Source organism: Photobacterium kagoshimensis (assembly GCF_050337045.1).
Lineage (GTDB): Bacteria > Pseudomonadota > Gammaproteobacteria > Enterobacterales > Vibrionaceae > Photobacterium > Photobacterium kagoshimensis.
This window is the reverse complement of sequence record NZ_JAKJSO010000011.1, coordinates 20,514-46,253: the sequence shown is the minus strand read 5'-3', so window position 1 is coordinate 46,253 and position 25,740 is coordinate 20,514. Positions and strand designations below refer to the sequence as shown.

At 44.5% G+C, this 25,740-nt stretch carries 19 protein-coding genes and 9 tRNA genes; 13 read left to right on the top strand and 15 right to left on the bottom strand.

Annotated features, from left to right (window positions below):
* Window positions 1-22 precede the first annotated feature (22 nt).
* A complete protein-coding gene (tmk, locus tag L4C35_RS07940) occupies window positions 23-688 on the top strand; it encodes a dTMP kinase (RefSeq protein ID WP_428462383.1) in 666 nt (221 codons plus the stop codon).
* 47 nt (window positions 689-735) lie between these two features.
* Here tmk and L4C35_RS07935 read toward each other — a convergent pair whose 3' ends face one another.
* Window positions 736-2,340 (bottom strand): tyrosine-type recombinase/integrase, encoded by a 1,605-nt coding sequence (locus L4C35_RS07935; RefSeq protein WP_305406303.1) that lies wholly within the window; start codon window positions 2,338-2,340, stop codon window positions 736-738.
* Window positions 2,341-2,629: 289 nt separating this feature from the next.
* Window positions 2,630-3,763 carry a flagellar assembly protein FlgT gene (locus L4C35_RS07930; protein WP_428462382.1) on the bottom strand — a complete coding sequence of 378 codons (1,134 nt, stop codon included), beginning with the start codon at window positions 3,761-3,763 and terminating at the stop codon, window positions 2,630-2,632.
* 211 nt (window positions 3,764-3,974) lie between these two features.
* Here L4C35_RS07930 and L4C35_RS07925 point away from each other — a divergent pair, with 211 nt between their 5' ends.
* Together L4C35_RS07925 and L4C35_RS07920 are read left to right on the top strand one after the other, a co-directional pair.
* Window positions 3,975-4,610 (top strand): FlgO family outer membrane protein, encoded by a 636-nt coding sequence (locus L4C35_RS07925; protein ID WP_428462381.1) that lies wholly within the window; start codon window positions 3,975-3,977, stop codon window positions 4,608-4,610.
* Window positions 4,611-4,618: 8 nt separating this feature from the next.
* Window positions 4,619-5,044 (top strand): LPP20 family lipoprotein, encoded by a 426-nt coding sequence (locus tag L4C35_RS07920; protein WP_428462380.1) that lies wholly within the window; start codon window positions 4,619-4,621, stop codon window positions 5,042-5,044.
* Window positions 5,045-5,192: 148 nt separating this feature from the next.
* On the opposite strand, the gene L4C35_RS07915 is transcribed toward L4C35_RS07920, so the two are convergent.
* Window positions 5,193-6,929 carry an ABC transporter substrate-binding protein gene (locus L4C35_RS07915; RefSeq protein WP_428462379.1) on the bottom strand — a complete coding sequence of 579 codons (1,737 nt, stop codon included), beginning with the start codon at window positions 6,927-6,929 and terminating at the stop codon, window positions 5,193-5,195.
* A gap of 279 nt (window positions 6,930-7,208) precedes the next feature.
* Between L4C35_RS07915 and L4C35_RS07910 the strand changes: the two genes are divergently transcribed.
* From L4C35_RS07910 to L4C35_RS07895, 4 genes are all read left to right on the top strand, one after another.
* Window positions 7,209-7,979 carry an ABC transporter ATP-binding protein gene (locus L4C35_RS07910; RefSeq protein ID WP_428462378.1) on the top strand — a complete coding sequence of 257 codons (771 nt, stop codon included), beginning with the start codon at window positions 7,209-7,211 and terminating at the stop codon, window positions 7,977-7,979.
* A gap of 106 nt (window positions 7,980-8,085) precedes the next feature.
* Window positions 8,086-8,859, top strand: a complete 774-nt coding sequence (locus L4C35_RS07905) for an ABC transporter substrate-binding protein (protein ID WP_428462377.1) — start codon at window positions 8,086-8,088, stop codon at window positions 8,857-8,859.
* Window positions 8,860-9,045: 186 nt separating this feature from the next.
* Complete coding sequence (locus L4C35_RS07900) at window positions 9,046-9,786, top strand: ABC transporter permease (protein ID WP_428462376.1); 741 nt, start codon at window positions 9,046-9,048, stop codon at window positions 9,784-9,786.
* Between the two features lie 3 nt (window positions 9,787-9,789).
* Complete coding sequence (locus L4C35_RS07895; protein ID WP_428462375.1) at window positions 9,790-10,467, top strand: ABC transporter permease; 678 nt, start codon at window positions 9,790-9,792, stop codon at window positions 10,465-10,467.
* Window positions 10,468-10,621: 154 nt separating this feature from the next.
* Here L4C35_RS07895 and grxB read toward each other — a convergent pair whose 3' ends face one another.
* On the bottom strand, window positions 10,622-11,275 hold the full coding sequence (grxB, locus tag L4C35_RS07890; RefSeq protein ID WP_428462374.1) for a glutaredoxin 2: 654 nt from the start codon (window positions 11,273-11,275) through the stop codon (window positions 10,622-10,624).
* Window positions 11,276-11,380: 105 nt separating this feature from the next.
* Window positions 11,381-12,187 carry an exodeoxyribonuclease III gene (gene xthA / locus L4C35_RS07885; protein WP_428462373.1) on the bottom strand — a complete coding sequence of 269 codons (807 nt, stop codon included), beginning with the start codon at window positions 12,185-12,187 and terminating at the stop codon, window positions 11,381-11,383.
* 402 nt (window positions 12,188-12,589) lie between these two features.
* Here xthA and L4C35_RS07880 point away from each other — a divergent pair, with 402 nt between their 5' ends.
* The 3 genes from L4C35_RS07880 (at window position 12,590) to L4C35_RS07870 (ending at window position 16,278) form a co-directional block, all read left to right on the top strand.
* Window positions 12,590-13,522, top strand: coding sequence for a LysR family transcriptional regulator (locus L4C35_RS07880; RefSeq protein ID WP_428462372.1), 933 nt, complete (start codon window positions 12,590-12,592; stop codon window positions 13,520-13,522).
* Window positions 13,523-13,744: 222 nt separating this feature from the next.
* The gene (locus L4C35_RS07875) at window positions 13,745-14,812 is read left to right on the top strand and encodes an alanine/ornithine racemase family PLP-dependent enzyme (protein ID WP_428462371.1); all 1,068 of its coding nucleotides are present in this window, start codon (window positions 13,745-13,747) and stop codon (window positions 14,810-14,812) included.
* A 47-nt stretch (window positions 14,813-14,859) separates the two neighbouring features.
* Entirely contained in the window at window positions 14,860-16,278 is a 1,419-nt protein-coding gene (locus tag L4C35_RS07870; RefSeq protein ID WP_048898206.1) for a YfcC family protein, read from the top strand.
* A 166-nt stretch (window positions 16,279-16,444) separates the two neighbouring features.
* Here the strand turns inward: L4C35_RS07870 and L4C35_RS07865 are convergent, their stop codons facing one another.
* The 10 genes from L4C35_RS07865 to L4C35_RS07820 all read right to left on the bottom strand — a co-directional run bounded on the left by L4C35_RS07865 (window position 16,445) and on the right by L4C35_RS07820 (window position 19,838).
* A complete protein-coding gene (locus L4C35_RS07865) occupies window positions 16,445-18,238 on the bottom strand; it encodes a response regulator (RefSeq protein WP_428462370.1) in 1,794 nt (597 codons plus the stop codon).
* A gap of 259 nt (window positions 18,239-18,497) precedes the next feature.
* Window positions 18,498-18,582, bottom strand: a tRNA-Tyr gene (locus tag L4C35_RS07860).
* A 73-nt stretch (window positions 18,583-18,655) separates the two neighbouring features.
* Window positions 18,656-18,740, bottom strand: a tRNA-Tyr gene (locus tag L4C35_RS07855).
* A 72-nt stretch (window positions 18,741-18,812) separates the two neighbouring features.
* A tRNA-Tyr gene (locus L4C35_RS07850) sits at window positions 18,813-18,897 on the bottom strand.
* A gap of 72 nt (window positions 18,898-18,969) precedes the next feature.
* Window positions 18,970-19,054, bottom strand: a tRNA-Tyr gene (locus L4C35_RS07845).
* Window positions 19,055-19,126: 72 nt separating this feature from the next.
* Window positions 19,127-19,211: transfer RNA gene (locus tag L4C35_RS07840), tRNA-Tyr, on the bottom strand.
* 72 nt (window positions 19,212-19,283) lie between these two features.
* Window positions 19,284-19,368 (bottom strand) — tRNA-Tyr (locus L4C35_RS07835).
* 73 nt (window positions 19,369-19,441) lie between these two features.
* Window positions 19,442-19,526 (bottom strand) — tRNA-Tyr (locus L4C35_RS07830).
* Between the two features lie 72 nt (window positions 19,527-19,598).
* A tRNA-Tyr gene (locus L4C35_RS07825) sits at window positions 19,599-19,683 on the bottom strand.
* 70 nt (window positions 19,684-19,753) lie between these two features.
* Window positions 19,754-19,838: transfer RNA gene (locus L4C35_RS07820), tRNA-Tyr, on the bottom strand.
* Between the two features lie 201 nt (window positions 19,839-20,039).
* On the opposite strand from L4C35_RS07820, the gene L4C35_RS07815 reads away from it, so the two are divergent.
* The 3 genes from L4C35_RS07815 to rluF all read left to right on the top strand — a co-directional run bounded on the left by L4C35_RS07815 (window position 20,040) and on the right by rluF (window position 25,734).
* Window positions 20,040-21,152, top strand: coding sequence for an efflux RND transporter periplasmic adaptor subunit (locus L4C35_RS07815; RefSeq protein ID WP_428462369.1), 1,113 nt, complete (start codon window positions 20,040-20,042; stop codon window positions 21,150-21,152).
* Window positions 21,152-24,292 (top strand): multidrug efflux RND transporter permease subunit, encoded by a 3,141-nt coding sequence (locus tag L4C35_RS07810; protein ID WP_428462368.1) that lies wholly within the window; start codon window positions 21,152-21,154, stop codon window positions 24,290-24,292. The genes L4C35_RS07815 and L4C35_RS07810 overlap by 1 nt, the downstream gene beginning before the upstream one ends.
* Window positions 24,293-24,537: 245 nt before the next feature.
* Window positions 24,538-25,734: a 23S rRNA pseudouridine(2604) synthase RluF gene (gene rluF / locus L4C35_RS07805; protein WP_428462367.1), complete on the top strand. Its 1,197-nt coding sequence runs from the start codon at window positions 24,538-24,540 to the stop codon at window positions 25,732-25,734.
* The last annotated feature ends 6 nt before the right edge of the window (window positions 25,735-25,740 follow it).

The following is a 25,740-nucleotide window of genomic DNA, read 5'->3' as shown; positions in this document are numbered from 1 at the left end:
TAATTAAAGAGAAAGATATTAAATGATTATCGCAATCGAAGGTATTGATGGTAGCGGAAAGAATACACAAGCTAATTTGTTGTTAAATAAGCTAGAAGAACAAGGGAAAAAAGTTATTTTGCTTGGCTTTCCTTGTTATTCGGAAACTTTTTTTGGCAAAGAAGTCGGTTGCTATCTTAATGGTGAGTTTGGTGGTTTGGATGTTGTTTCTCCTAAGCTTGCATCAATGCTTTATGCAGGGGATCGATATGAAAAGAAATCTTCAATTATTAATGCTTTAAATGATGGTTGCATTATCATTATCGATAGATATGTGTCATCAAATATCGCTCATCAATCTGCTAAACTAGTAGGCAATGAGAGAAGTGAGCTTCAACGCTGGATCGAAAAATTAGAATATGAAGTTTATGGATTGCCTAAAGCAGATTTAAATATTTTACTAAATTTAGATGCCGATCATTCTTCTAAGTTAGTTCTAAAAAAAGATGCGAGGGACTACACCGATAAAAGTAAAGATTTGCATGAAGAAGATAGTACTTATTTAGAAAAAGTTGCTAACGTATATCAAGATATAGCATCTAAATCAGGAAAATGGACAATTATCGACTGTCTTAATGATAATAAGTTAAAATCAATTGAAGATATTTCTAATGAAGTATTTGGAGCAGTATCTTTATTATTAAAATAATTCAGCCCCTCTATTTTAAAAATGCTTATACTCTATAAGCATTTTTATTAATCTGTTTGGAAAATAAGCCAGTCATCGATATCTTCAACTTGCTTTTTTTGGTTAAGTTGACGTAATTTTTCGATAAAAACTTTCCACTGACTACGGTATAGTTTCCCCTGTTCTACTATCTCTAACCCATTCACAAAAGCCTTAAAGTACAGCTTTACTTCGTTTGGCATATCACTTTCAGACACTGTTACTACAGGGTCGTTTGCTTTGTGGCTGCGTTGGTTTCTGTGATTGTGCTTCTTGTTGTTCTGTATCTCACGCAAGGCAGGACGCACACTTTCTGCATCATGCTTAATGTAATACTTCATGACCGTATCTGGATTGTCACCGAGCAACTGTGATGTAACTTCAATTCCCTCTGTTTTAGCAAGATTTGACGCAAAAGTATGGCGAAAATCGTAAGGTCGTGACTCAGTTGGAAGCTTGAAGTGATTTTTAAGATCATGCCACGGCTTGCGTGTTGCTCCCTCGGTTATGTGTCCTGTGCGTGATCCTTTTCGCGATGGGAACATATGGTTTTGTTCATTCTCAAAGTATTCATCTGATGCAAGGTAGTCACTAATCATTTGCCAGTAGTAATCAGACTCGATTGGAATTGTGCGACTTTTACGTGTTTTGCCACTGATCAGTGAGGGAATGAAGATTATGCGTTCAGAAATACGAAAATTATCTGTGGTGTTACGGTATGCCTCTGAATTTCTAACGCCAGCGACTATCATCGTCGCGAGGACAAGCTTCGCCGCCTTTGAACCAAGTACGTCATCTTGCCACAGATAGCGTAAAACACTTTCTATGGAAAGCTCATCAAATGTAATGATTTCACGCTGGTCAGCATGCTCATCTTTGAAGCGTGCTACTTCTCCGTCTATTGGATTTTTCCTGATATACCCTGCACCAACCCAAACATTTAGCATAGCGTTAATCTGTGTGTAAGCTTTGCGGTTAGTATCAAGGCTTCTCATGGTGACTACATCATTAGTGGGGTTCACCACTTCTTTCTTCCAATGCTCGTCTAAGATCTCTAGCCAATTTTTATTAGCATCTTTTAGCCTTTGAGTGAGCAAAGGCTTGATATCACGTTTAATAGCATTTAGTGATTTTTGTGAGATAGGACGTATAGAGCCATTTTTGATTTTGTATTTAGCTCTGTCTTTTTTGTACTGCTGACTTAAGTAGTCTTCAATAGTCCATTCACGGACATGCAAAATCTCAGGTGCAAGCTCTTCTTCTGCAAGAATTTCTTTTACTTTTTTCTTGAAAGCAGAGCGGGCGAGTGATGTTGTCAAGCAGCCCGCCTCAGGTTTGATATGTGTGTTTGCATTTGGTTCTTGCCAGCGACCGAGCTTTATCATAGTGCGCTGTGCTGGCTTAATGTAGAAAGTTTTTGCTGTTTTGCTGACTCTTAGCACAAGGCTAAATTTTTTGATGTTGTTGGTGAGATCGTACAGATCTTTACTGCCGTCTTTGATTAATGGCAGCTTCTTGATAAGCCCATCTTTAAAGTGGAACGAAGTTTGTTTTTTAGGGTGCAAGAGATGGCTATCTTTCACATACCTTTTTAATTCAAAATCCGCTTTTTTTACACCAATACGACTCATCATTTTCACTCACGCTATAGCACTTCCTGTAGCACTATAGCATTTTGAATAGCACTTTTTAAGTGCGTTATATTATTAACTTGAATGGATAATTATAGCTTGTAAATAATGGATTTGACTTTAATTGTTTGATTATTAAGACTTTTAAATGTCATTTATTACTTGTGGTAAATGTTTGGGTTGAGATTTGTTCAATAGGCAACCCCTTAGGAGGGGGACGCTCTATCCAGCTGAGCTAAGGGAGCATGGGCACTATTATACGCAAATATTGGCTAATTTTAAGCTTTTTGTATCAATGGTTTATCTGTTTGGTGAGCAAATCACCAGGTTGGATACTTGCCGCAAGATCGGCGCGGTCGACGCTGAGCTCTGACGATTTGTCATAAACCCGCTCTACGGTGAGTGTCATCTCGGTTTGAACCATACGCGCGCGGCTGATCCCTTGCTGATCGATGAAGGCGGCGTTATGCCATAAGCGCAACTGATCGCCTTGTTTAACACCATGAATACGGCCAACGTTGGTTTGTACTTTGTCATTAAACACATTGATCACCTCTGGCAGACTTGAGCGACAGGCTAAGGTCGTTTCGAGATCGAGCATCATATTACGGCTTGTGCGTTGCACGGCCTGACCGTAACCCGATTGCCAGAAACGGGCACTCTTGGTATCGACCTGGCTGATCCGCGAGAATGGCCATTGCGCGATTTCACGGTAATTCTTTTGGAGTATCATTTCGCCTGTCTTGCCGTTGATCACTTCGAGCGTAACGGCAAATTGGCGGTTGTACTGGTCATCTTGCAGCAGCTTTTCATCAACCGTTGACGTTAAATCCGTGATTTCACCGCTAATTAGATACTGGGCATCGTAATCTTCCGCCAGCATAGTCAATGTATTGGGTTGATCAATACGGAAGGGAACTCGGGTAATACCTGACACCACAAAACTCTGTGATTTACGCTCAATTTGGCGTTGGAGCATCACACTAAAATCATCGCCGATTTGGTAAATTCCACCAAGCGCCGCATGTTGAGGGGCTGTGAGGGTAAACCCACTGATTAAAATTGCTTTTTTGTATTGTATTTTGTGGCAAGTATTTGCCGATGGGTAGATATCTATCCGCGCTGTGACGTAATAATTGCCGCCTGACTTTTTGGCTTTCACAATACTGACGTTACGCACTTCGTTGCCACTAAATTGGTACTCACTACGCTCTTGGCTTAAATAAGGGCGTAAATGGGAAAATGAGCTTGCATCGGCACCGGAATACAGGATCGCCTGATAGACCGCGTCTTCTAATGCATTGTTACGGGCAGCTTTATCACTTTCTAGAATTTTAGCTTGTCCGGTGACCTCTAACCAAGCGGCAAGTGCTTGTGATGGCACTGCTAACAGCATGAATAGATAAAGCGCGAGTGTTTTTTTCATCGTATTCTCAACTTCGGTATGAAAATTGCTTGGTTAGTGTAACTTACTATATAGTTTCGGGCTGAACAAAAACGGTTGTGATTCATTCAGAGTGGGTTACTAACGGGAGTATGCAAAGAGTATTCCTGAATATAAAGTCGCGAGCTATAAAGTTTTACTTTTTTTGAACGATAACAGGCTATAGGTCCTTTTGCATCCGGAGCGGGATAGAATGAAAAAGTGGATAGTCGTGTTGCTGTCATTGATGACGGCATCATGCTCATACTCGCCGATTTATAATGGTAAAGAACCATACACGGGCAACGAGTACCTGTTAAAGAAGACGCCTCGTCATACCATTGATTTTTTCATCGAAGGGATGACGGAACAATTGGTCGAATCTAATCAATACTTGACGGCAAAAACACCGTTAGCGGTTACTTCTTTTGTTGATCTTCAGCAGATGGATGAGACCAATTGGCTAGGGAACACAGTGACTGAAGGCTTTATGTACCAGATGCAACAACGTGGTTTTACCGTTGTTGATTACAAAGCAACGGGCGCAATTAAAGTTACGAAAGATGGTGACTTTACCATTAGTCGTAACTGGCGCGAGCTCGCATCAGAGCAGCCTGTCGACTATGTTTTGACGGGGACTATGCTACGCCAAGGTGGGGGTGTGTTAGTGAATGCACGTATCATTGGCATGCGTTCACGCGTTGTTATTGCATCGGCGCAGGGGTTCTTACCTGCTGATCGTTTAGGCCGTGACTTAGATACTTTGAATAAGATGCGCATGCGCAATGGTGTTATTATTCGTTCTGAAGTGAATGAATTTGATCGCGGCAATGTGGTACTGAAACCCTAGGAGAAACTATGCGTATCTGGATGGCTGCAATTTTATTGCTACTTGTTGGGTGTCAGCCTCTTGTTGAAATTCGTGATGATGATGTGATCACTGCTGTCGGTTATGCATCGATCAGTGAACAACGTGGTCGTACATTAGAAGAAAAACAAGTCCGCGCGATGCGAGCATCAAAAATTGATGCATACCGAGAGTTAACAGAACAAGTCTATGGTATGCGGATCAGTGCCCGTGCGGGAATGGAAGATCAACAACTCGGCGTTGAAAACACCGATGGTGCAGTTGACGGTATTATCCGTGGTGCACGCGTTATTCGCAGCTACCCTGTCGGTGACAGCTACGTCACTGAAATGGAAGTTGACCTTAAAACCATGGAAAGAATGAAAGACCATGGTGAGGTATTCCACGTGCCATCAAATCAAGAGACGATGTTCTAGTACGATGTGCTTGTGATACAAAAAAACGATGGCATGCCCATCGTATTTTTATGTCAGTAAGATAGCCATTTTATCCGTAAGCCAATCAAATTTGTTTGTTCCCACCCAACATCTGCTGGGAGCATTCATACAGTGGCTATCAGCGCGGTTACTGAGTTTTTGGTCGTAATGCCAGTAAATGTAATAAACGTTCTGGTGATTGCGGCCAAATAAGCGGACTGGCCACTGGGTTTCGCTCATTAAACCAACCGGTAAAGCGTTGAGTGTTGTACTGGTAAAACTGCACTGTATTGAATAAAGGTACCGTGAGTTGCTTGCTAGCGATAGTTTCGTTGAGTTGTTTAATAATGCTGGCACGCTCTTTAACTGTCGAAGCGGTAGGAAAAGAGGCAAGCAGCTGATCGATCTGCTTATCTTTATAGAAGTGCTTTGCATATCTTGGGTACTGTGGTGCTTGATAAGCACTGTTAAAGCCCGAGTTAAAGTATTTATACGGCGTTAACCCCTGCGGGTAGTTGGTAAGCGCAGTAATATAATCCCCGTAGGATAAGCGTTCAGCAAATTCTTCAAACCCCGTTTGAATATGGGTGGTATGGATCCCAACATTTTCTAACATCTCGGCCAGTAGCATGGCCGTGGTGTTGAAGTCCGTCCAACCCGACGGGGTGAGAACCGATAATGTCAGGGGTTTACCTGATGGCAAATCACGCCAGCCATCACCGTCTTTATCTTCTAGTTGAAGCGCATCGAGCATCGTATTGGCTTGCTCAGGATTGAACGTCATATAGGGGCGGTATTTTTCTGTGATAGCCGTATCCGCCCATGGGGTGAATCGTTGGCTCATACCAGATGCAAACTCAGACGGTACACCTTGGCCAAAAGCAGCAATATCAATTAATAGTTGGCGCTGGAAAACCATGGAAATAGCGCGGCGAAACGCTACATTTTCTATTACTTGGCGTAATTCATTGTCGGCAACTTTGTAATTGAAGATCAGGCTAATGGTGCTAGCTGGGGGTAACCAATAATGAAAGTCTTCGGAATATGACGCATAGTGGCGCTCGATATCGGGAATAAATGATCCCGTCCAATCAAACTCTCCCGTTACAATCCGCGCAATAAAATCATCGTTGTTTTTGACTAATGGGTAGCGTAAGCAATCTATGTGTACTTCGCGCGCTTGCCAGTAGTGAGGGTTAGTACATTGCTGGTAGTGGTCGTCGTTTAAGGATGCAATAACCGTGAATGGCCCAGTGCCAATCGGTGTTGGATTGGTATAGTGCACTGGATCTTTTACCTTCTTCCACTGGTGTTTTGGCACTATGGGTAATAGCACCAGTTGGTGTGCGGCTAATGCATTCGCCTGTTTGAGCTCAATCTCAATGTCATAGTCAGACAGCTTTCGGATTGATTTTAGTTGAGTTCGAATGGCATGAGAATCAAGTGCTGGATACCTTTGGATCAAGTTAAATGAATAAAGAACATCATCAGCCGTGAATGGTTTTCCATCTGACCACAGTACACCGCGGCGCAGTGTAAATTGAATATGTGTGAGATCCCGACTAAGGCTATAAGCTGTGGCAAGGCGATATTCTGGCTTATTATTCTGTAAAGAATTGAAGATGATCAGAGGCTCAAAAATGAACTCATGCGTAGTTGGCATGCTCAGCAGTGTGAAAGGGTTAAAATTGCGTGTAATGCGATCGCGATATTCGGGTACAACGGTAAGCACAGTTGGTGTTGAGGCCAGTTCTGAAGCCTGCTCTGAAGCCTGCTCTGCAGTATGTGTTGAAGGCTGTGTGGCGTAAACCGTCGACGGTAATAGAAAGAGCGTAAAAACAACCAGGGAAAAGGCGTGCCACAAAGGAATAAAAGAGCGTTGCATTATATTTTCATCCGAAACTACGAGAAACAAAATAAAGCGGATAATTCAGGGTGCTAACCTACCGTAAGATTGGATGATTGGCAACTAAGTTAAGGTTATGAAAAGCTGTTTTAATATTCAGATGTGGCGAGTTATTATTCACTTTGTGGCTAGTTAACAAAATGTTGCCAAATATACTTCTCGGTGATACCTTCGACAAAGCGTTAACAAAATAGCGAAAGATTTTGTTCGTAATTAAGAGCAATTTTCCTTTTGATGGAATTAAAGGAGTAAGAGCGCATGACGGATGCGGTAGCGCTTGAGGTCAAAGAATTACATAAGTCGTTTGGCCAAAATGAAGTCTTAAAAGGGATATCTCTCACTGCGCAAGGTGGTGACGTGGTGTCCATTATTGGCTCTTCTGGTTCAGGGAAGAGTACTTTTCTGCGCTGTATCAATTTGCTCGAAACACCGACTCAAGGTGAAATTTGGGTAAATGGCGAGCAAATTAAGATGGCCACCAACCGACGTGGTGAGTTCCTTCCTACCGATGAAAAGCAAGTTCAGCGTATTCGCTCCCGTTTAGCTATGGTATTCCAAGGCTTCAATCTATGGTCGCACATGACAGTATTAGGAAACGTCATTGAAGCGCCTATTCATGTACTTGGTGTGCCCAAGGCTGAAGCCATAGAAAAGGGGGAGGCGTTATTAAAGAAAGTGGGCTTGTACGAACGACGCCATTATTACCCAGGGCACCTTTCTGGTGGCCAGCAACAACGCGCAGCGATTGCTCGCGCATTAGCCGTTGATCCTGAAGTTATGCTGTTTGACGAACCGACATCTGCTCTTGACCCTGAACTGGTTGGGGAAGTACTGGGCGTCATGCAAGATTTAGCACAAGAGGGGCGTACCATGTTGGTGGTTACCCACGAAATGGCATTTGCCCGCGATGTGTCGAATCAAGTGATGTTTCTCCATCAAGGATTAGTCGAAGAGCAAGGTCACCCTGAGAAACTATTCACAAACCCAGAATCAGAACGGCTTCAACAGTTTATATCATCAATATATTAATAAGAACGGTGTATAGCACCGAAGGCGTGTAGCCGTTTTCGCGTTGTAGAGCGCCAGCGTTTGGGGTGTAGGGGCTTTGCAAGGTAAACACAACAGGAGATAGACAATGAAAAAATGGATTTTAGCTGCGGCACTGGTTTCAGCATTAGGCACCACAGCGGTACAGGCAAAAGAGTGGAAACAAATCCGCTTTGGTATTGAAGGGGCTTACCCTCCGTTTAGCTGGACTGAACCTAATGGTGAACTGAAAGGCTTTGATGTCGACATGGCCAATGCGCTATGTAAAGAGCTGAAAGCAAAATGTAAGATCGTCGCGCAAGACTGGGATGGCATCATTCCATCGCTACTTGCACGTAAATACGATGCCATCATCGCAGCCATGTCTATCACTGAGGAACGTAAAAAGAAGATCGACTTCACGGGTAAGTATGCCCTTATTCCCAACAAGTTCGTGGCGAAAAAAGGCACTGAAATTGACTTTACCGAAGCGGGTTTAGACGGGGTTAAGGTGGGTGTTCAGCGTGCTACAACGCATGATAAGTATCTGACGGATAACTTCAGCTCAGTTGAAATTGTACGTTATGGCTCATTTGATGATGCGTACCTTGATTTAAAAGCGGGCCGTATTGCAACAGTATTGGGTGATGCGTCGGCGCTAGAAGAAGGGCTATTGAACAAAGATGGTGGTGACGGTTATGAATTTATTGGCCCATCACTGACAGATCCTAAATGGTTTGGCGATGGCTTTGGTATCGCATTGCGTAAGCAAGATAAAGACCTGACTAAAAAACTCGATGCCGCTATTTTATCGCTACGTGAAAAAGGCATTTACCAAGAAATTGCAGCGAAATACTTCGCTTATGATGTCTACGGTAAGTAAGGTCGATACCCATAGTAAGCAACGCGATAAGGCATAAGCGGCTTATGCCTTATCGCTCTTACTCCCACAGCTAGATTGCCGCTAGCGAGTTGCTCTATCTACAAAATATATAACGCAGTTATCCGTGGTTTTTAACCAGCAAACATGCGCCGTTACTTATTTAGGTTGGTGTAAAGGAGTACCCAATTGTTAGATTTAAAAGGCTATGAATGGTCACTGGTGGAAGGCGCATGGGTCACATTGCAGGTGGCGCTATTGTCTTTACTGCTTGCGGCGATATTAGGGATGCTTGGGGCATTAGCTAAACTTTCACCTTATCGCTGGGCTAGAGCGGTTGCGACTGTGTACACCACGGTGATCCGTGGGATCCCAGATCTGGTTTTGATGATGCTGATTTTCTTTGGTGGTCAAATGCTGCTAAATGACAGTCTTTATAACATCAATGAATGGCTAAACAATTATTTCACCTCGTCTGATCCTAATCACGAATGGGCGCAATACCTGCCTGATTATATTGAAATCAGCCCTTTTGTTGCGGGTATCCTGACGATTGGCTTTATCTTTGGTGCGTATATGGCAGAAACCTTCCGTGGCGCGATCATGGCGGTGGATAAAGGCGAGCTTGAAGCGGCTAAGGCCTATGGTATGAGTGGCGTGCTGGCTTTTCGACGTATCCTTTTTCCACAAATGATCCGCCATGCCTTACCTGGGTTTGGTAACAACTGGCTAGTGCTATTAAAAACCACCGCGCTGGTTTCGATCATCGGGCTGGATGACATGGTGCGTAAAGGCTCGCTAGCGGCGGGGACAACCCAAATGCCTTTCACCTTTTACATGACGGTTGCCGTCATTTTCTTATTATTCACGACCTTGTCGACTTCAGCATTGAAGTGGGCAGAGCGTCGTTTCAGCATACACACGAGGTAAGTGATGGATTTTAGTATTCTTACCGAAAGTTGGCCGATTTACCTTCAAGGCTTTTACACTACATTATGGATGGTAGCCGTCGCGTTAGTGGTTGGCTTGGTGGTCGCGATTCCGATTGGTGTGGCACGAAATAGCAAACATTATTGGCTATCATTGCCTGCTTGGGGCTTTATCTATTTCTTTCGTGGCACACCATTATTGATCCAGCTCTACTTGATTTATTACGGTTTAAGTCAGCTGATTCAAGTGCAAGGAACCTTATGGCAAGAGGCGTGGTTTTGCGCCTTAGTGGCCTTTGTGCTCAATACCGCTGCGTATACGGCAGAAATTATTCGTGGTGCTATTAATGGTATTCCACAAGGTGAAGTTGAAGCGGCAAAAGCCTACGGCATGAGTACACTACAAGCGTTTCGCCGGGTGATTTTACCCAGTGCACTTCGCCGTGCATTACCAGCCTACAGTAATGAAGTGATCTTCATGGTGCATGGCTCTGCAGTGGCCGGGATTGTCACCATTGTCGATTTAACGGGGGCAGCACGTATTGTTAACTCGCGTTATTACGCACCGTTTGAATCCTTCTTATTTGCTGGTATGTGCTACATGGCACTCACCTTTGTGATTATCTGGGGCTTTAGACGATTAGAAGGGCGGTGGTTACGCCATTTAAAACCACTGAGCTGATCACATAGCGAGTGATAGATTTGGTGATATAGCGGCTCATATAGTCTCCGAATAGAAATCGTATTCAAATACAAATAACCCTCGAATACAAAAAAGGCTGAACCATACAGAAGTTCAGCCTTTTTCCTGTCATAAGTCTTTTTTGATTTTAGGACTACACCGCCACGTCATCGTACAAGCTGATGCCTGTTAGTGCGGCCACTTCATCGATGTATTTGCGAACATGGCTTGGGAAGTCGACACCCTTGATCACGGTTAAGTTGCGTAAGAACGGGAACAGATTGACATCATCACACGCGAGTTCATTGTTGCGCTCAGACGGTAAGCGTACCCAGTTCAGGTGCTCAGCCAATGCTTGGTTTAGGCCATCTAAATACTCTTCGCTACGGGCAAAGGCGTCATCAAAGTCTTGCTCAATCATCGTTGATTTTTTAGTTTCAAACCAATCTTTGGCTTCTTGGCACTGGAACTCAGGTAAATCAATCATCAACCAACGCGGGAAAAGTAAGCGTGAGCTGTAAGGGCCCGCCGCTTCGAGATAACGTGCAATATCTTCTTTATGCTTATTGGCAAGCAGTAAGGGATTGCCATCAAGCGCATCAAGATGGATCACGATATCTAAACTTTCAGCCATGAAACTGCCATCCTCTTTTTGCAGGATAGGCACGAGGTTTTCACCTACTTTTTCGATACGTGCATTAATATCGTGGTTTTGTAAGTAGACGATCTCAAGGTCGATTTTTTTCAGCCCAGCGACCATCATCGCTTTAATACAAAATGGACAGTGATCAAAAACGAACAGTTTCATAGCGTTTCCTTGTTGGTGATGGCTTATTATTTACAACTGTCTATTTCGTCAATAAGCCTGGTTGAAGATATGAACATACGCGTAGTCGCTATACTGAGTCAATAATCAGCTAAAGGTTGACCAAATTGGCGCGTGATCTGAAGGCTTTTCGATACCACGTAATTCGTAATCGACATCGGCTTCTACACAGCGTTCAGCCAGTGATGGTGTCGCAAGAATTACGTCAATTCGTAGGCCGCGGTTATCCACAAAACCTTTTGAACGGTAATCGAACCACGAGTATTTATCGTTGGTATCTGGGTGTAGTTGACGGAAGGTATCCACAAACCCCCAATCCATCAGTGTTTTTAGCCATTCACGCTCAATTGGTTGGAAAGAACATTTGCCTGTTTTTAACCAACGCTTCGCGTTAGCAGGACCGATACCGATATCATTATCGGCAGGGCTAATATTAATATCACCCATCACAATCACTTCTTCTTCATTGTTGTGGTGATCGTTTAAGTAGTGCATTAAGTCAGCGTAGAATTTTTCTTTGGCTGGGAATTTGGTTTCGTGACTAACATTTTCACCTTGTGGAAAATAGCCGTTTAGTACCGTGATCTTTTTGCCATTCTCTTGTTCAAAGGTTGCCATGATCATGCGGCGTTGTGCGTCTTCATCATCGGTAGGAAAGCCCTTTTGTACCGAAATAGGTTCTTGCTTACACAGCATAGCCACGCCGTAATGGGCTTTCTGACCATGGTGATAAACCTTGTAACCCATGGCTTCAACATCCGCTAGTGGGAAAGCTTCGTCGTGTACTTTGATTTCTTGTAAGCCAATCACATCTGGCTGGTGCTTTTCAATCAAGGCTTGTAATTGATGAAGGCGTGCGCGTAAACCATTAATGTTGAACGAAATGACTTTCATTGTTTATCCTATCTAGCTAACTCTACAGACTCGATGAAACGAGTATTATCTCCCGATGGTATCAGACCTTTACAGATTTTCCACCGATTCAAAGTAGGGGATAACGTTAGCGTCGATGAATGCTGCTTAATTAACGCTATTGGTATAACAACAAGTGCTTACTGCATTGCATTATTTGCTTGCTGACTTTTATTAGCATTACTGTGATGGTGTTCAATATATTTACATTAATATAGTGATAGTTCAGATGTATACAATGAGCGATAACGGAACTATTACTCGCTTCGCATTATTATTTACTCATCTATTTATAATGGTCGTCACTATGGTTAGGTCTTTTAATTGAGATGATTTGATTTAGCAGAACTAATATGGCTGAATCAATGTGAGTGAATAATTATAATGAAAAAAATTGACGATATAGATATTCGGTTATTGCAGCTTTTTCTGATCATTGTTGAAAGTGATGGTTTTTCCGCTGCGCAATATCAATTGAATATGCATCAATCAAGTATTAGTAAGAAGATGAATGATTTAGAAACACGGCTAGGGATGACCTTGTGTCATCGAGGGCGAAGTGGTTTCAAATTAACGCCTGACGGTCTGAAAGTGTATGAGATGAGTCGACAGTTGTTTGGCCAAATTGATGTGTTTCAAAAGCAGATCGATAATATCCGCAGTGTGTCTTGCGGTAACATTCAGTTTGGTATGGTAGATAACTTAGTTACTAACCCTGATTGCTTGATTTCTGCCGCGATCGCGTCATTTGTTGATAAGCACCCGCAAGTGCGGATTGATTGCGCAATCGCTGATTCTTACCAGATTGAAAAAGGGTTACTAGAAGATAAGTTTGATATTGGTATCACCTCATCGGAAGTCAAAAAAAGCGGATTGGATTACCATTATCTCTTTGAAGAAAAACAAAGTTTATACTGCGTACCACAACATGCCATTCTTGGTATTCAGCGACCAGCAAGCCTTGAGGACATTCAAAATAATGCCTTGGTTGAGCGAGGGTTAGCTCATCATATTACGCCAATGAGCGAGGTGATGGCAGCTTGCTGCACGGCCTATGCACCCAACATGGAAGCCACTGCCCATCTGATTTTATCAGGGCGCTTTATGGGCTATTTACCGGACCATTATGCTGATATCTGGCTACAAAAAGGGATGATGGTTAAAGTGCCTGTGGTGGAAGAACTTGCTTATTCAACCCATTTTTATTTAACCACCAATGAGCAGCACGACCTATCGTTAGCCTCGAAAGCATTGGTGAATGATTTAAAGCAATCTCACGATATAAAAAGGGTGGTGGCGGAACTATCACTTAGTTAAGTCGGTACTGGTATTCATGGTTTTGTTAAAATGATAATTTGAAATTTTATTCTGGCCAGTTGAAATGTTTTTCAGCTGGCTTTTTTATTTACGAAATATAATTACGCATCGAAATTGTTGTTTTATTTAATTGGCATGTAAACATGACAAACTAACTATTTTAACAAGTGGGCTAATTTCGGTTAATAGCACCAAGGCGTTGTACTATTAACAGGATGAAATATGCAGTACCCACAACTATCCATTAATCTCGATACGATTGAGTCAAATGCCGTCAATATGGTGAAGTCTTGTAAAGACTACGGTATTAAGCCTGTTGGCGTGACCAAATTATTACTCGGTGCACCTGAATTAGCACAAGCTATGGTAGCGGGTGGAATTGAAATTCTGGGTGATGCACGGCTCAAAAATCTTGCCCGTTACCAACATTTAACCGCCGATAAAATGCTGATCCGATTACCGTCGTTTTCGGAAGTCGATGAGGTAGTAGCGCTGGCTGATATTTCGCTGAATTCAGAATCCACCGTGTTGTGCGCCTTGTCAGAAGCCGCAGTTAAAGCTAACAAGCAACACCGTGTGGTACTCATGCATGATTTGGGTGATTTACGTGAAGGTTGCTTTGATGAAGATGAGACCTTGTGGCTAGCTGAATTAGTGCTGTCGTTGCCTAACCTTGAGTTGATTGGTTTAGGCAGTAATTTAGCCTGTTACGGTGGCGTAGCACCAAGTGCTGACAATCAAAACCAATTGGTTGCGTTAGCAGAAAAAATTGAATCGAAATACAACATTAAGTTATCTGTTATTTCAGGCGCAAGTTCTGCTGGATTAACCTTAATGCTGGATAAAGAGATGCCATCGCAGGTCAATCAACTGCGCCTTGGTGCTTCAGTGATCATGGGGATTGGCCTTAATGATGAGCCTGTTCCTCATACTCAGCAAGATGCCATCCATCTGCATGCTGAACTGATTGAAATCAAACACAAACCTTCCGTTCCAACACTCTCTACAGCGCTTGATGCGTTCGGTAACACCCCTGAGTTTGTCGATCGTGGTATCCGTTGTCGTGGCCTATGTGCCATTGGCCGCCAAGATGTCGATATCGATCAAATCATTCCAAGCGATAGCCGCATCACTGTGGTGGGCGGTAGCAGTGATCACCTTATTTTAGACCTAACAGACTGCGAGTCTGACTATCAAATTGGCAGCGTGGTGACCTTTGAATTGGGTTACGGCGGTGTATTGCAATGCGCTACCTCTGAATTCGTACATAAATCTTATGTGCGTGGTTAATCAAACTTTTCCTTGTACGTCGCGAATAATAATAATGCGAGGGTTCCATGTTTAAAATTAAGAAGTTTCCAAATGCGTTCACTATTTTATTGGGGTTAATAGCTTTCTTTGCGTTGCTGACACACATTTTGTCAGCGGGGCAGTACGAGCGGGTATTTAACGAAGCCTTAGGGCGTGATGTGCCTATTCCTGGGTCATATCATCAAATTGAAGCATCGCCTCAAGGGGTACTTGATACCTTAATGGCACCGATTTCAGGCTTTTACGATCCTGCTACCAATATTGTTGGTGCCATGGACGTGAGTCTGTTCGTGTTAATGGTCGGTGGTTTCTTGGGTATTATCACCAAAACGGGGGCCATTGATGCGGGGATCACTCGCATTATGATCCGACTAAAAGGTCGAGAAATCATGATGATCCCTATTTTGATGACCTTATTTGCACTGGGCGGTACCAGTTACGGTATGGCAGAAGAAACCTTGGCGTTCTATGGCTTGTTAATTCCTATCTTTATTGCGGCGGGTTTTGATGCCCTGGTTGCGGTGGCGGTTATCTTTGTCGGGTCAGGTATTGGTACGTTAGGCTCAACCATCAACCCATTTGGTAACGTGATTGCATCGAATGCGGGTGGGGTCGACTTCCTTGATGGCTTTGGGCTTCGTCTTGGTATCTTAGTAATTGCATTGATTATTGGCTGCGCGTACGTGATTCGCTACGCCAAGATGATCCAAAAAGATCCGAGCCGCTCGCTGATTGCGGATATTAACAAAGCCAATGCTGACCACTTTTTGTCGAATCGTAACGACAGTGATTTAGATATCGCGCTCACATTGAAGCAGAAAATTGTGCTAGCACTGTTCGCTGCCACCTTTATCATCATGATTTACGGTGTATCTACCTTAGGCTGGTGGATGGCAGAAATGAGTACCTTGTTCATTGTGATGGGGATCATCTGTGGCATCGTGGGTCGCCTGAGTGAAGACGATTTGATCAACTCGTTTGTGGCGGGTGCGGCTGACCTCATTGGTGTGGCACTGATTGTGGGTGTAGCGCGCGGCATCGTGGTGGTGATGGAAGCGGGTAATATTACCGATACTATCTTGTTCTACGCCGAAGGCTTAGTGGCCGATAAAAGTTCAGTGCTGTTCATTAATGCGGTGTACTGGATTGAAATGTTGCTGGCGTTTGTGGTGTCGTCAACATCAGGCCTTGCGGTAATGAGTATGCCTATTTTGGCTCCTTTAGCTGACTTTGCAAACACTGGTCGTGAGTTAGTGGTTACTGCCTTCGTGTGTGGTATTGGTACTGTGCTATTCGTTACACCAACGTATGGTGTGCTAATGGGCGGCCTTGCGATTGGTCGTGTTCCTTACATCACATGGTTGAAATTCATTGGTCCACTGGTTGCTTTCTTCGTGGTACTTAACACCATTATGTTGTCATTAGGTGCCAGTGTTCTAGGTTAATGGCTGGGTGAAACTCGGTAGAATGATACTCAGCAGAATTAAACAGTGAGAATTTAGACGTTAGAAACTAAATCGCCAGTAATACATACATTTATGCCTTCATGTTCAATAGTCGTCTGAACATGAGGGCATTTTTTTATTTATGCTGTACGCGTAACTTACCGTGCTATTGATTGTGATTGTGATTGTGATTGACAGGAGCGAGCTCAATGACGTTAGCGTCAGTATCGCTATTGTGAACGGTAGCAGGCTCCATATCAGGAGATAGATCTATCGATAGCAATGATGGTGTCGTGGCTGGCGGTTCACTGAACTGGGTTGGCCGATCATCAAGCTGATTGAATATACGGCTACGCCATGCTTCGTAATCGGCAGGTAATGGCATCACACTAATGGCTTGGCGACGTAGTCGTGAATAGGGTTTTAGCTGTTGTTCTGGGCTAGCACTCTGACGGCTATAAGCGTCAAGATAGCCTAAGTTCGCATCTGAACTATACGGATAACGGCTTAGTATTTGCTCATATAAGTGCATCGCTTGTTGTGGTTGAGTGACGATAAGGGCCTTTGCGTCACTCAATTGTAGCGCTAATGCTTTGATACTGTTTATCGCGTCAGTGTTGCTGCGCAGCGAATCAATGCGTTGCAAACTATGGCCATCAAATCTATCTCGCAAGCTTAAGGTCTCATGAACCTCACTGATCAGCAGCACTTCGCCAAGATTCATTAGAATAGGCAGTAGTTCAACCAAAATAACGGAAGGCAGCTTAGTGACTTTATCAAAGTAGTGGCTAAGGCCAATTAGCGCACGGCGTTTTGCTTTTAATGGTTTGCCTTCGCTGAGGTAAAAACGCGATCGAACAATATGACCATAAGCGGTTAAAAATGGTTGCTGTGCTGGCAGTAGGCGACCGAATGCGCGCTGTTGAATCGCTTTGAGCTCTTGCAGTAACTGACGGCGCGATTGGTTGGTTCGCGGTGAGAAGTATAACTGCTCAAAAATAGCGTTAAATTCCGCAAAACGAACAATCCAGCTGATATCTATGATGGGTAAATGATTAGCCAATACTCGACCAGCATTGAGTAGGTCGTCTGGCTGATTTAAGTCGGCCGCTTGCTGGGCAAGGATCAATGCACGGTGGCTGGCACTTGGGGTTAATTGGGACGCCCGTTGCGCCGTGATAAGGGCATCAAAAGGACGATGATTAAGCTGCTGATAGTGTACTAAGGTATCAAATGCCTCGACGCAGAGTGGTGCACGCTCTATCAAGCTCTCTAAATGCAGGATTGCTTGATCGAGATGGCCTTCATGGTACATCAATTTCGCTTCAATTATGGTGACTTTATGGCTTGGGTGCTTGGCATTTAAAAAAGTTAAAATGGGTTTGATTTGTTGCCAAGCCTGCTCTTCCACCATCAAATCGAGCAGTAAATCCGAAAGCTTTTGGTTATGGCCAAATTGAGTTAATTGCTTTTTACAAAGTTCTATCGCCCGTTGTGGTTGATGTGCTTCGAGCGCTTGATAGACAGGTTGACGAATTTCACAATCGATAAGTGTTTGGGTGATTTTCTGTTTTAGTGTGATATTGGTTATTGGTTTGGTCAGAAAGCAATCAGGCTGAACCGAAAGGGTGGATAAGATCACTTCGGTAGAGTGATCACCCGAAATCATCATAATGCCGCAAGCGGATGAAAGAAGGTGTTTACTGCGTAATAAGCTAATTAATTCACTGCCGTTTAGGGCTTGATTTAAGTGGTAGTCTGTTATTAGTACATTGTAATGGGTTTTACGACAAGCACGTACGGCTTCGTCATAGGTATCTGCGATATCGATATGCTTGATGCCAAGGGGAGTAAGCAAGCTCTTTAGCATGGTAGAAGCAGAGCGCTGATCATCGATAATTAAGACTTTGTTTTTTGCCCAATCAAGCTTGGGGGGAGTGTTGTAGCTAGCTGTCATCATCCTTGATCCTTACCGCCTAGCGACTGACAAAATAATTATAAGGTTTTATACCAATCTTGTATTTTTTATTATTGTTAGCAGTATATGCAATAGGTGGCAAGCTGCGAGATATATGATGAAAAGGTATGTGATCTGAGTTTGAAAAAATACGTGTTATTCGTTAGTTGAAATATTTGTCATAAAACAAATGCTCAAAGAAGCGAGATCCAGATGAAGCAGATATGAAAAAGCCAGCTGCTTGCGCAACTGGCTTGAAAGATGGTGGAGGGAGATGGATTCGAACCATCGAAGGCAGAGCCGACAGATTTACAATCTGTTCCCTTTGGCCACTCGGGAACCCCTCCACAGGGTATTACTACACTGTACATGGCTAAGCGTACAGCAATTGAAACACGCTATTGCGGATTTCAAGAAAGATGGTGGAGGGAGATGGATTCGAACCATCGAAGGCAGAGCCGACAGATTTACAATCTGTTCCCTTTGGCCACTCGGGAACCCCTCCACGGGGTATTACTACACTGTACATGGCTAAGCGTACAGCAATGAAACACGCTGTTGCGGATTTCAAGAAAGATGGTGGAGGGAGATGGATTCGAACCATCGAAGGCAGAGCCGACAGATTTACAATCTGTTCCCTTTGGCCACTCGGGAACCCCTCCACGGGGTATTACTACACTGTACTTGGCTAAGCGTACAGCAATGAAACACGCTGTTGCGGATTTCAAGAAAGATGGTGGAGGGAGATGGATTCGAACCATCGAAGGCAGAGCCGACAGATTTACAATCTGTTCCCTTTGGCCACTCGGGAACCCCTCCACGGGGTATTACTACACTGTACATGGCTAAGCGTACAGCAATGAAACACGCTATTGCGAATTTCAAGAAAGATGGTGGAGGGAGATGGATTCGAACCATCGAAGGCAGAGCCGACAGATTTACAATCTGTTCCCTTTGGCCACTCGGGAACCCCTCCACGGGGTATTACTACACTGTACTTGGCTAAGCGTACAGCAATGAAACACGCAATTGCGAATTTCAAGAAAGATGGTGGAGGGAGATGGATTCGAACCATCGAAGGCAGAGCCGACAGATTTACAATCTGTTCCCTTTGGCCACTCGGGAACCCCTCCACGGGGTGTTACTACAACTGTACTTGGCTAAACGTACAGCAATGAAACACGCTATTGCGAATTTCAAAAAAGATGGTGGAGGGAGATGGATTCGAACCATCGAAGGCAGAGCCGACAGATTTACAATCTGTTCCCTTTGGCCACTCGGGAACCCCTCCACGGGGTGTTGCTACACTGTACTTGGCTAAACGTACAGCAATGAAACACGCTATTGCGAATTTCAAGAAAGATGGTGGAGGGAGATGGATTCGAACCATCGAAGGCAGAGCCGGCAGATTTACAATCTGCTCCCTTTGGCCACTCGGGAACCCCTCCACGGGGTGTTGCTATATTGTTCTGGCTTTTCAACCAGTTGAAACCCGCAATAGCGCATTCCAATAAATGATGGTGGAGGGAGATGGATTCGAACCATCGAAGGCAGAGCCGACAGATTTACAATCTGTTCCCTTTGGCCACTCGGGAACCCCTCCACAAGTGCGGAGCGGATAATATCAAACCCTCTGATGCTGTAAACCTTTTTTCTTTAAATTTTGCGCGCTTGCTGAATTTTTCGGCATATTGTATTAGCTAGACTATTTCTTGCTTAACTTTACATTTCTTTACCGCGCAGATGACATAACTCAGATATTATTCAGCTAGTGCTAGATCTCTAGATTTATATGGTTTTTATCATGAAAAAAGTAATTGTTGCTGTTGTTGTGGCTGTCGCTTTGGCAGGTGGTAGTCAGTTCGTCTTCAATGGCGAATCGCAAGCGGCTGAAAAAACGTCGAAAAGTATGGCAGCGCAACGTGCTGTCGCAGTCACTACAGGTATTGTTGCTTCTGAGCCTGTTGTCCAGTCACTGTCGTTGGTGGGTAAGTTAGAAGCGCAACGCTCAGTCATGGTTGCCACTGAAGTCGCGGCTAAAGTAAATGCTATTGCGGTCGGCGTTAATAGCAAAGTTAATAAAGGTGATCTGCTATTACAACTCGATGATGCAAAAGCGCGTGCCAGCTACAGCGAAGCAAAAGCTTATCTAGCGGATGAAAAACGTAAATATACCGAGTTTGAACGCTTAGTGAAACGTGGCGCGTTAACCCAAACAGAATTAAACGGCCAGCTTGCAAGCGTTCAAATTGCGGATGCACGATTAGATGCAGCAAAAGCTCAGTTAGATGATCATGCGATTCGCGCGCCTTTTGCTGGCACTGTGGGTTTGATTGATTTCAGCGAAGGCCACTTAGTGGCTACTGGCACTGAACTCTTCTCACTTGATGATCTCTCTAAGATGCGTCTTGATATTCAAGTACCCGAACAATACCTCTCTTTTCTTCGTGAAGGCATGACAGTTAACGCCACCAGTCAGGCATGGCGAAATACAGCGTTTAGCGGCAAGATTGTGGCCATCGATTCTCGCGTACAGCGTGATTCTTTGAATATCCGCGTGCGAGTCAACTTTGATAATAAAGACAATAAGCTCAAACCTGGAATGCTGATGGCAGCCAATTTAGATTTTATTCCCCAAGAAGCGGCGATTATTCCTGTTCAAGCACTGGAGTATTCAGGCTCTAAGCGCTTTGTGTATGTGGTTGATGAGGCGGGTATCGCTCACCGCACCCAAGTTGAACTCGGTGCACGGATTGAAAATGAAGTGGTGATTGAGTCGGGTATCGGTATAGGCGATCGTATCGTGGTGCAAGGACTTGTGAATATTCGAGATGGCGCAACGGTGAATGATTTGACCGCGCAGCAGGCCGATGGAAAAAAGACGAAGACTGACTATCAGATTAAGGCGGGTGCCTAATGTGGTTATCTGATGTCTCTGTAAAGCGTCCTGTGGTCGCGATTGTACTGAGCTTATTATTAGTCATCTTTGGTGTTGTTTCATTTTCTAAGCTCTCTGTTCGCGAAATGCCAGACGTTGAAAGCCCTGTGGTGTCGATCCATACCTCTTATAAAGGGGCATCGGCAACCATAATGGAAAGTCGGATCACCACACCGTTGGAAGATGAACTTTCTGGTATAAGCGGGATCGACACCATTCAATCAACCACACGTAACGGCTCTTCGCGGATCAGTGTGACCTTTGAGATGAATTGGGATCTAACCGAAGGGGTCAGTGATATTCGTGATGCGGTGGCACGTGCACAGCGCCGTTTGCCTGATGAAGCCGATGATCCTGTGGTATCGAAAGATAACGGCAGCGGTGAACCTGCGGTTTATGTCAATTTAACCTCAAGCGTGATGGACCGTACCCAACTAACCGATTATGCCGAGCGGGTGCTAACAGACCGCTTTAGCTTGATTAATGGTGTAAGTTCGGTGGATTTAAGCGGTGCGCTGTACCGTGTGATGTATGTAAAGCTAAAGCCCGATCAAATGGCAGGCCGTGGTATTACCACTCAAGATATTGTCAGTGCGCTTAATGAAGAAAACGTAGAGCTGCCTGGCGGTATTGTTCGTAACGATATGACCACCATGTCGGTACGTACCGCGCGTCTGTACCGCTCTGCGGAAGATTTTGCTTATTTGGTGGTACGTACAGCGAAAGATGGTTCGCCAATTTATCTGAAAGACGTGGCGGATGTGTCTATCGGTGCGCAAAACGAAAATGCGACCTTTAAGAATAACGGGGTATCGAACTTAAGCCTTGGCATTATCACCATGACAGATGCCAACCCATTGAATGTATCTGAAAGTGTGTACGAAGAAGTCGAGCGCATGCAGCGCTTTATTCCTGAAGGTACGGCGTTATATGTCGATTACGATTCAACAGTGTTTATTGAACGCTCGATTAACGAAGTTTACAGCACACTATTTGTAACCGGCATGCTGGTTGTCATGGTGTTGTACATCTTTATCGGCCAAGCGCGTGCCACTCTGATCCCGGCGATCACTGTGCCTGTCTCGCTGATATCTGCCTTTATGGTGGCCTACTTCTTTGGTTTCTCTATCAACCTATTAACTTTAATGGCGCTGATCTTAGCCATTGGCTTGGTGGTTGATGACGCCATTGTGGTGGTGGAAAACATTTATCACCATATTGAACGAGGCGAACCGCCATTGTTAGCCGCTTATAAAGGTACTCGTGAAGTGGGCTTTGCCGTGGTTGCTACCACAGTAGTCTTAGTCATGGTGTTCCTGCCCATTTCATTTATGGATGGCATGGTGGGGCCGCTATTTACTGAATTCTCGGTATTACTGGCGGTGTCGGTGATCTTCTCTTCCATCATCGCACTGACATTAAGCCCTGTACTGGGCAGTAAGCTATTAAAAGCCAACGTCAAGCACAGCAAATTCAATCAATGGGTTGATGGCGGTTTTGCCAAATTAGAAGCGGGTTACCGTAAAGGGGTTACTGCCGCGGTGCGTTACCGTTATGCCGCACCAGTTGTGGTATTAGCCTGCATTGGTTTGAGCTTTGTCTTATTAAAGTCAGTTCCTGCCCAGTTAGCACCGCAAGAAGACCGTGGGGTGATCTTTGCCTTTGTAAAAGGCGCAGAAGGCACCAGTTACAACCGTATGGTGGGTAACGTTGAAGAAGTTGAGCGTCGTTTGCTGCCTATGGTAGGTGAGGGGGTGATCAAGTCTATCAGCATCCAAACGCCTGCTTTTGGTGGCCGTGCGGGGGACCAAACGGGCTTTGTGATCATGCAGCTTGAAGACTGGTTAGAGCGTGATGTCAGTGCGGCTGATGCCCTGAGCCAAGTACGTAAAGCATTAGCGGGTATTCCTGATGTGCGGGTGTGGCCTTTCATGCCAGGTTTCCGTGGTGGCTCTTCTGAACCCGTTCAGTTTGTTTTAAATGGCGCGGATTATACCGAGCTGTTTGAGTGGGCGACGGTGCTGAAAAACTTGGCAGAAGAAAGCCCGATGATGGAAGGGGCGGATCTCGATTATGCAGAAACTACGCCTGAACTGGTCGTGAGTGTAAACCGTCCACGCGCGGCAGAATTGGGTATTCCTGTGGCGGATATCGCCAAAACCTTGGAAATTATGCTCGGCGGTACCACAGAAACCACCTTTGTTGAGCGTGGTGAAGAATACGATGTGTATTTACGTGGTGATGAAAACAGCTTTAACAACGCGACTGATTTAAGCCAAATCTATGTTCGTTCACGCAGTGGCGAGCTATTAACCCTAGAATCTGTCGCCAGTGTTGAAGAAGTGGCGTCAGCACAAAAGCTGAGCCATAACCAAAAGCAAAAGTCGATCACGCTAAAAGCTAACTTAATGCCGGGCTATACCTTGGGTGAGGCACTGGAGTACTTAGATAACGAAGCGCTCGATCGTTTGCCGAAAGATATCACGATTGATTACGCGGGTGAGTCGAAAGACTTTCGTGAAAACCAAAGCAGTATCTTATTGGTGTTTGGTTTAGCGCTATTGGTGGCGTACTTAGTGCTAGCTGCGCAGTTTGAAAGCTTCATTAACCCACTAGTGGTAATGCTAACTGTCCCTATGGGGGTCTTTGGTGGCTTGGCGGGGCTGATTATCTTGGGGCAAAGCCTGAATATCTTCAGCCAAATCGGGATGATCATGCTAATCGGTATGGTGACCAAAAACGGTATTCTTATTGTCGAATTTGCTAACCAACTGCGTGATAAAGGGGTTGAGTTTGAAAAAGCTATTATCGAAGCGTCTGAGCGCCGTTTACGCCCGATCCTGATGACTGCCTTTACCACCTTATTTGGTTCGGTGCCTCTGATTTTATCCACGGGAGCAGGCTCAGAAAGCCGTATTGCGGTGGGTACTGTGGTGTTCTTTGGCATGGCATTTGCGACTTTCGTGACCTTGTTTGTGATCCCTGCGATGTATCGCTTGCTATCAGCGAAAACTAAATCACCGGGTTATGTCGCGGATCAGCTTGAACTGGCGCTCCAAAAAGATTTTGTTGCCAGACAAACCCATGGTGATATTCCACACACTGAACCGAAGTCATAACTTCGCTTAGTGCAGGCTAATCACTATTCTTGAAGAAGACCGCCAGCTGGCGGTTTTCTTTTAATCGTCGGCTGTTAAAAGCCCTATAATGTTAAATGCCATATAAACAGTGAATTTCTTTTCTGTTTGCGAGCAGATTAGGTAGAATTGCTGATTGCAAAAGAATTGATACCAATTGGGGCGCGTTTCGCCGCAATTGACGAATTTTGATTACGTTGAAAAACGCTCATTAATAGAAGAAAACCATGTCCCAGAATCAGACGCCAAACAATCAATCTCAGAACGATACGAAAGCCGTTCGTTTAAATAAATTTATCAGTGATACTGGCTTTTGCTCACGCCGTGAGGCGGACAAGCTTATTGATCAAGGACGTGTAACTATTAATGGCAACGAGCCAGAGATGGGCACTAAAGTTCTGCCGAATGATGAAGTTTTGGTTGATGGTCGTCCGCTACGTGCTAAAGAAGCGCCAATTTATATCGCACTGAACAAACCAACGGGTGTGACCTGTACGACTGAGCGCCATATCAAAGACAACATTGTTGATTTTATTGGTCACCGTAAGCGTATTTTCCCTATTGGTCGTCTGGATAAATTCTCTGATGGTCTGATCTTCATGACCAACGATGGCGACATCGTGAATAAGATCCTGCGTGCGGGTAACAACCACGAAAAAGAATACGTCGTTCGTGTAAACCGTATTATCACCGATGAGTTCATTACCAAAATGGCTTCAGGTGTAGAAATCTTAGATACAGTGACATTGCCATGTAAAGTTGTGAAAGAAACTGATTTTTCTTTCCGTATCGTTTTGACCCAAGGTTTGAACCGTCAGATCCGTCGTATGGTCGAAGCACTCGGTTACGAAGTTTATAAACTGCGCCGAGTTCGTATCATGAACATCACCATCGATGGCCTACCAAACGGTAAATGGCGTTACATGACAGACGCGGAAATGGCTGAGATCCATGCCATGATCGACGGTCAATCAGGTACAGAAGAAGCATCACGCACGGATGGTAAAGGCCAGAAAATCGCCAAGCCCACCGATGCTAAACTATTTGATAGCCGCCAGCAGGAAGTGCAGCAGCGTAGTAATGAACGTACTGGCCGTAACGAGCGCTCATCGTTTAAAACCTACAAAGGTAAAGGCGAGCGTAGCCGCTTTGATCGCGGAGAAGAGCGCTCTGGCAGCCGTCGTTCTAATAACGGTAGCCGTGATGGTTACCGCTCTGGGGCGAACCAAGGTTCTGATCGTAATGACCGCGATGTTCGTGGCACGCGTGATGGTCAGCGCAATGAGCAGGGACGTAGCCCAAATCGTTCACAAGGCCGTTTACAAGGTAGTGGCAACAACAATCCGCGTAGCGAAGCGCCTCGTGGTCGTAAGCCTGTATCGAGTGGTATTAAAAAATGGAAATCAAAGAAAGAGAGCGAATAGTTGCTT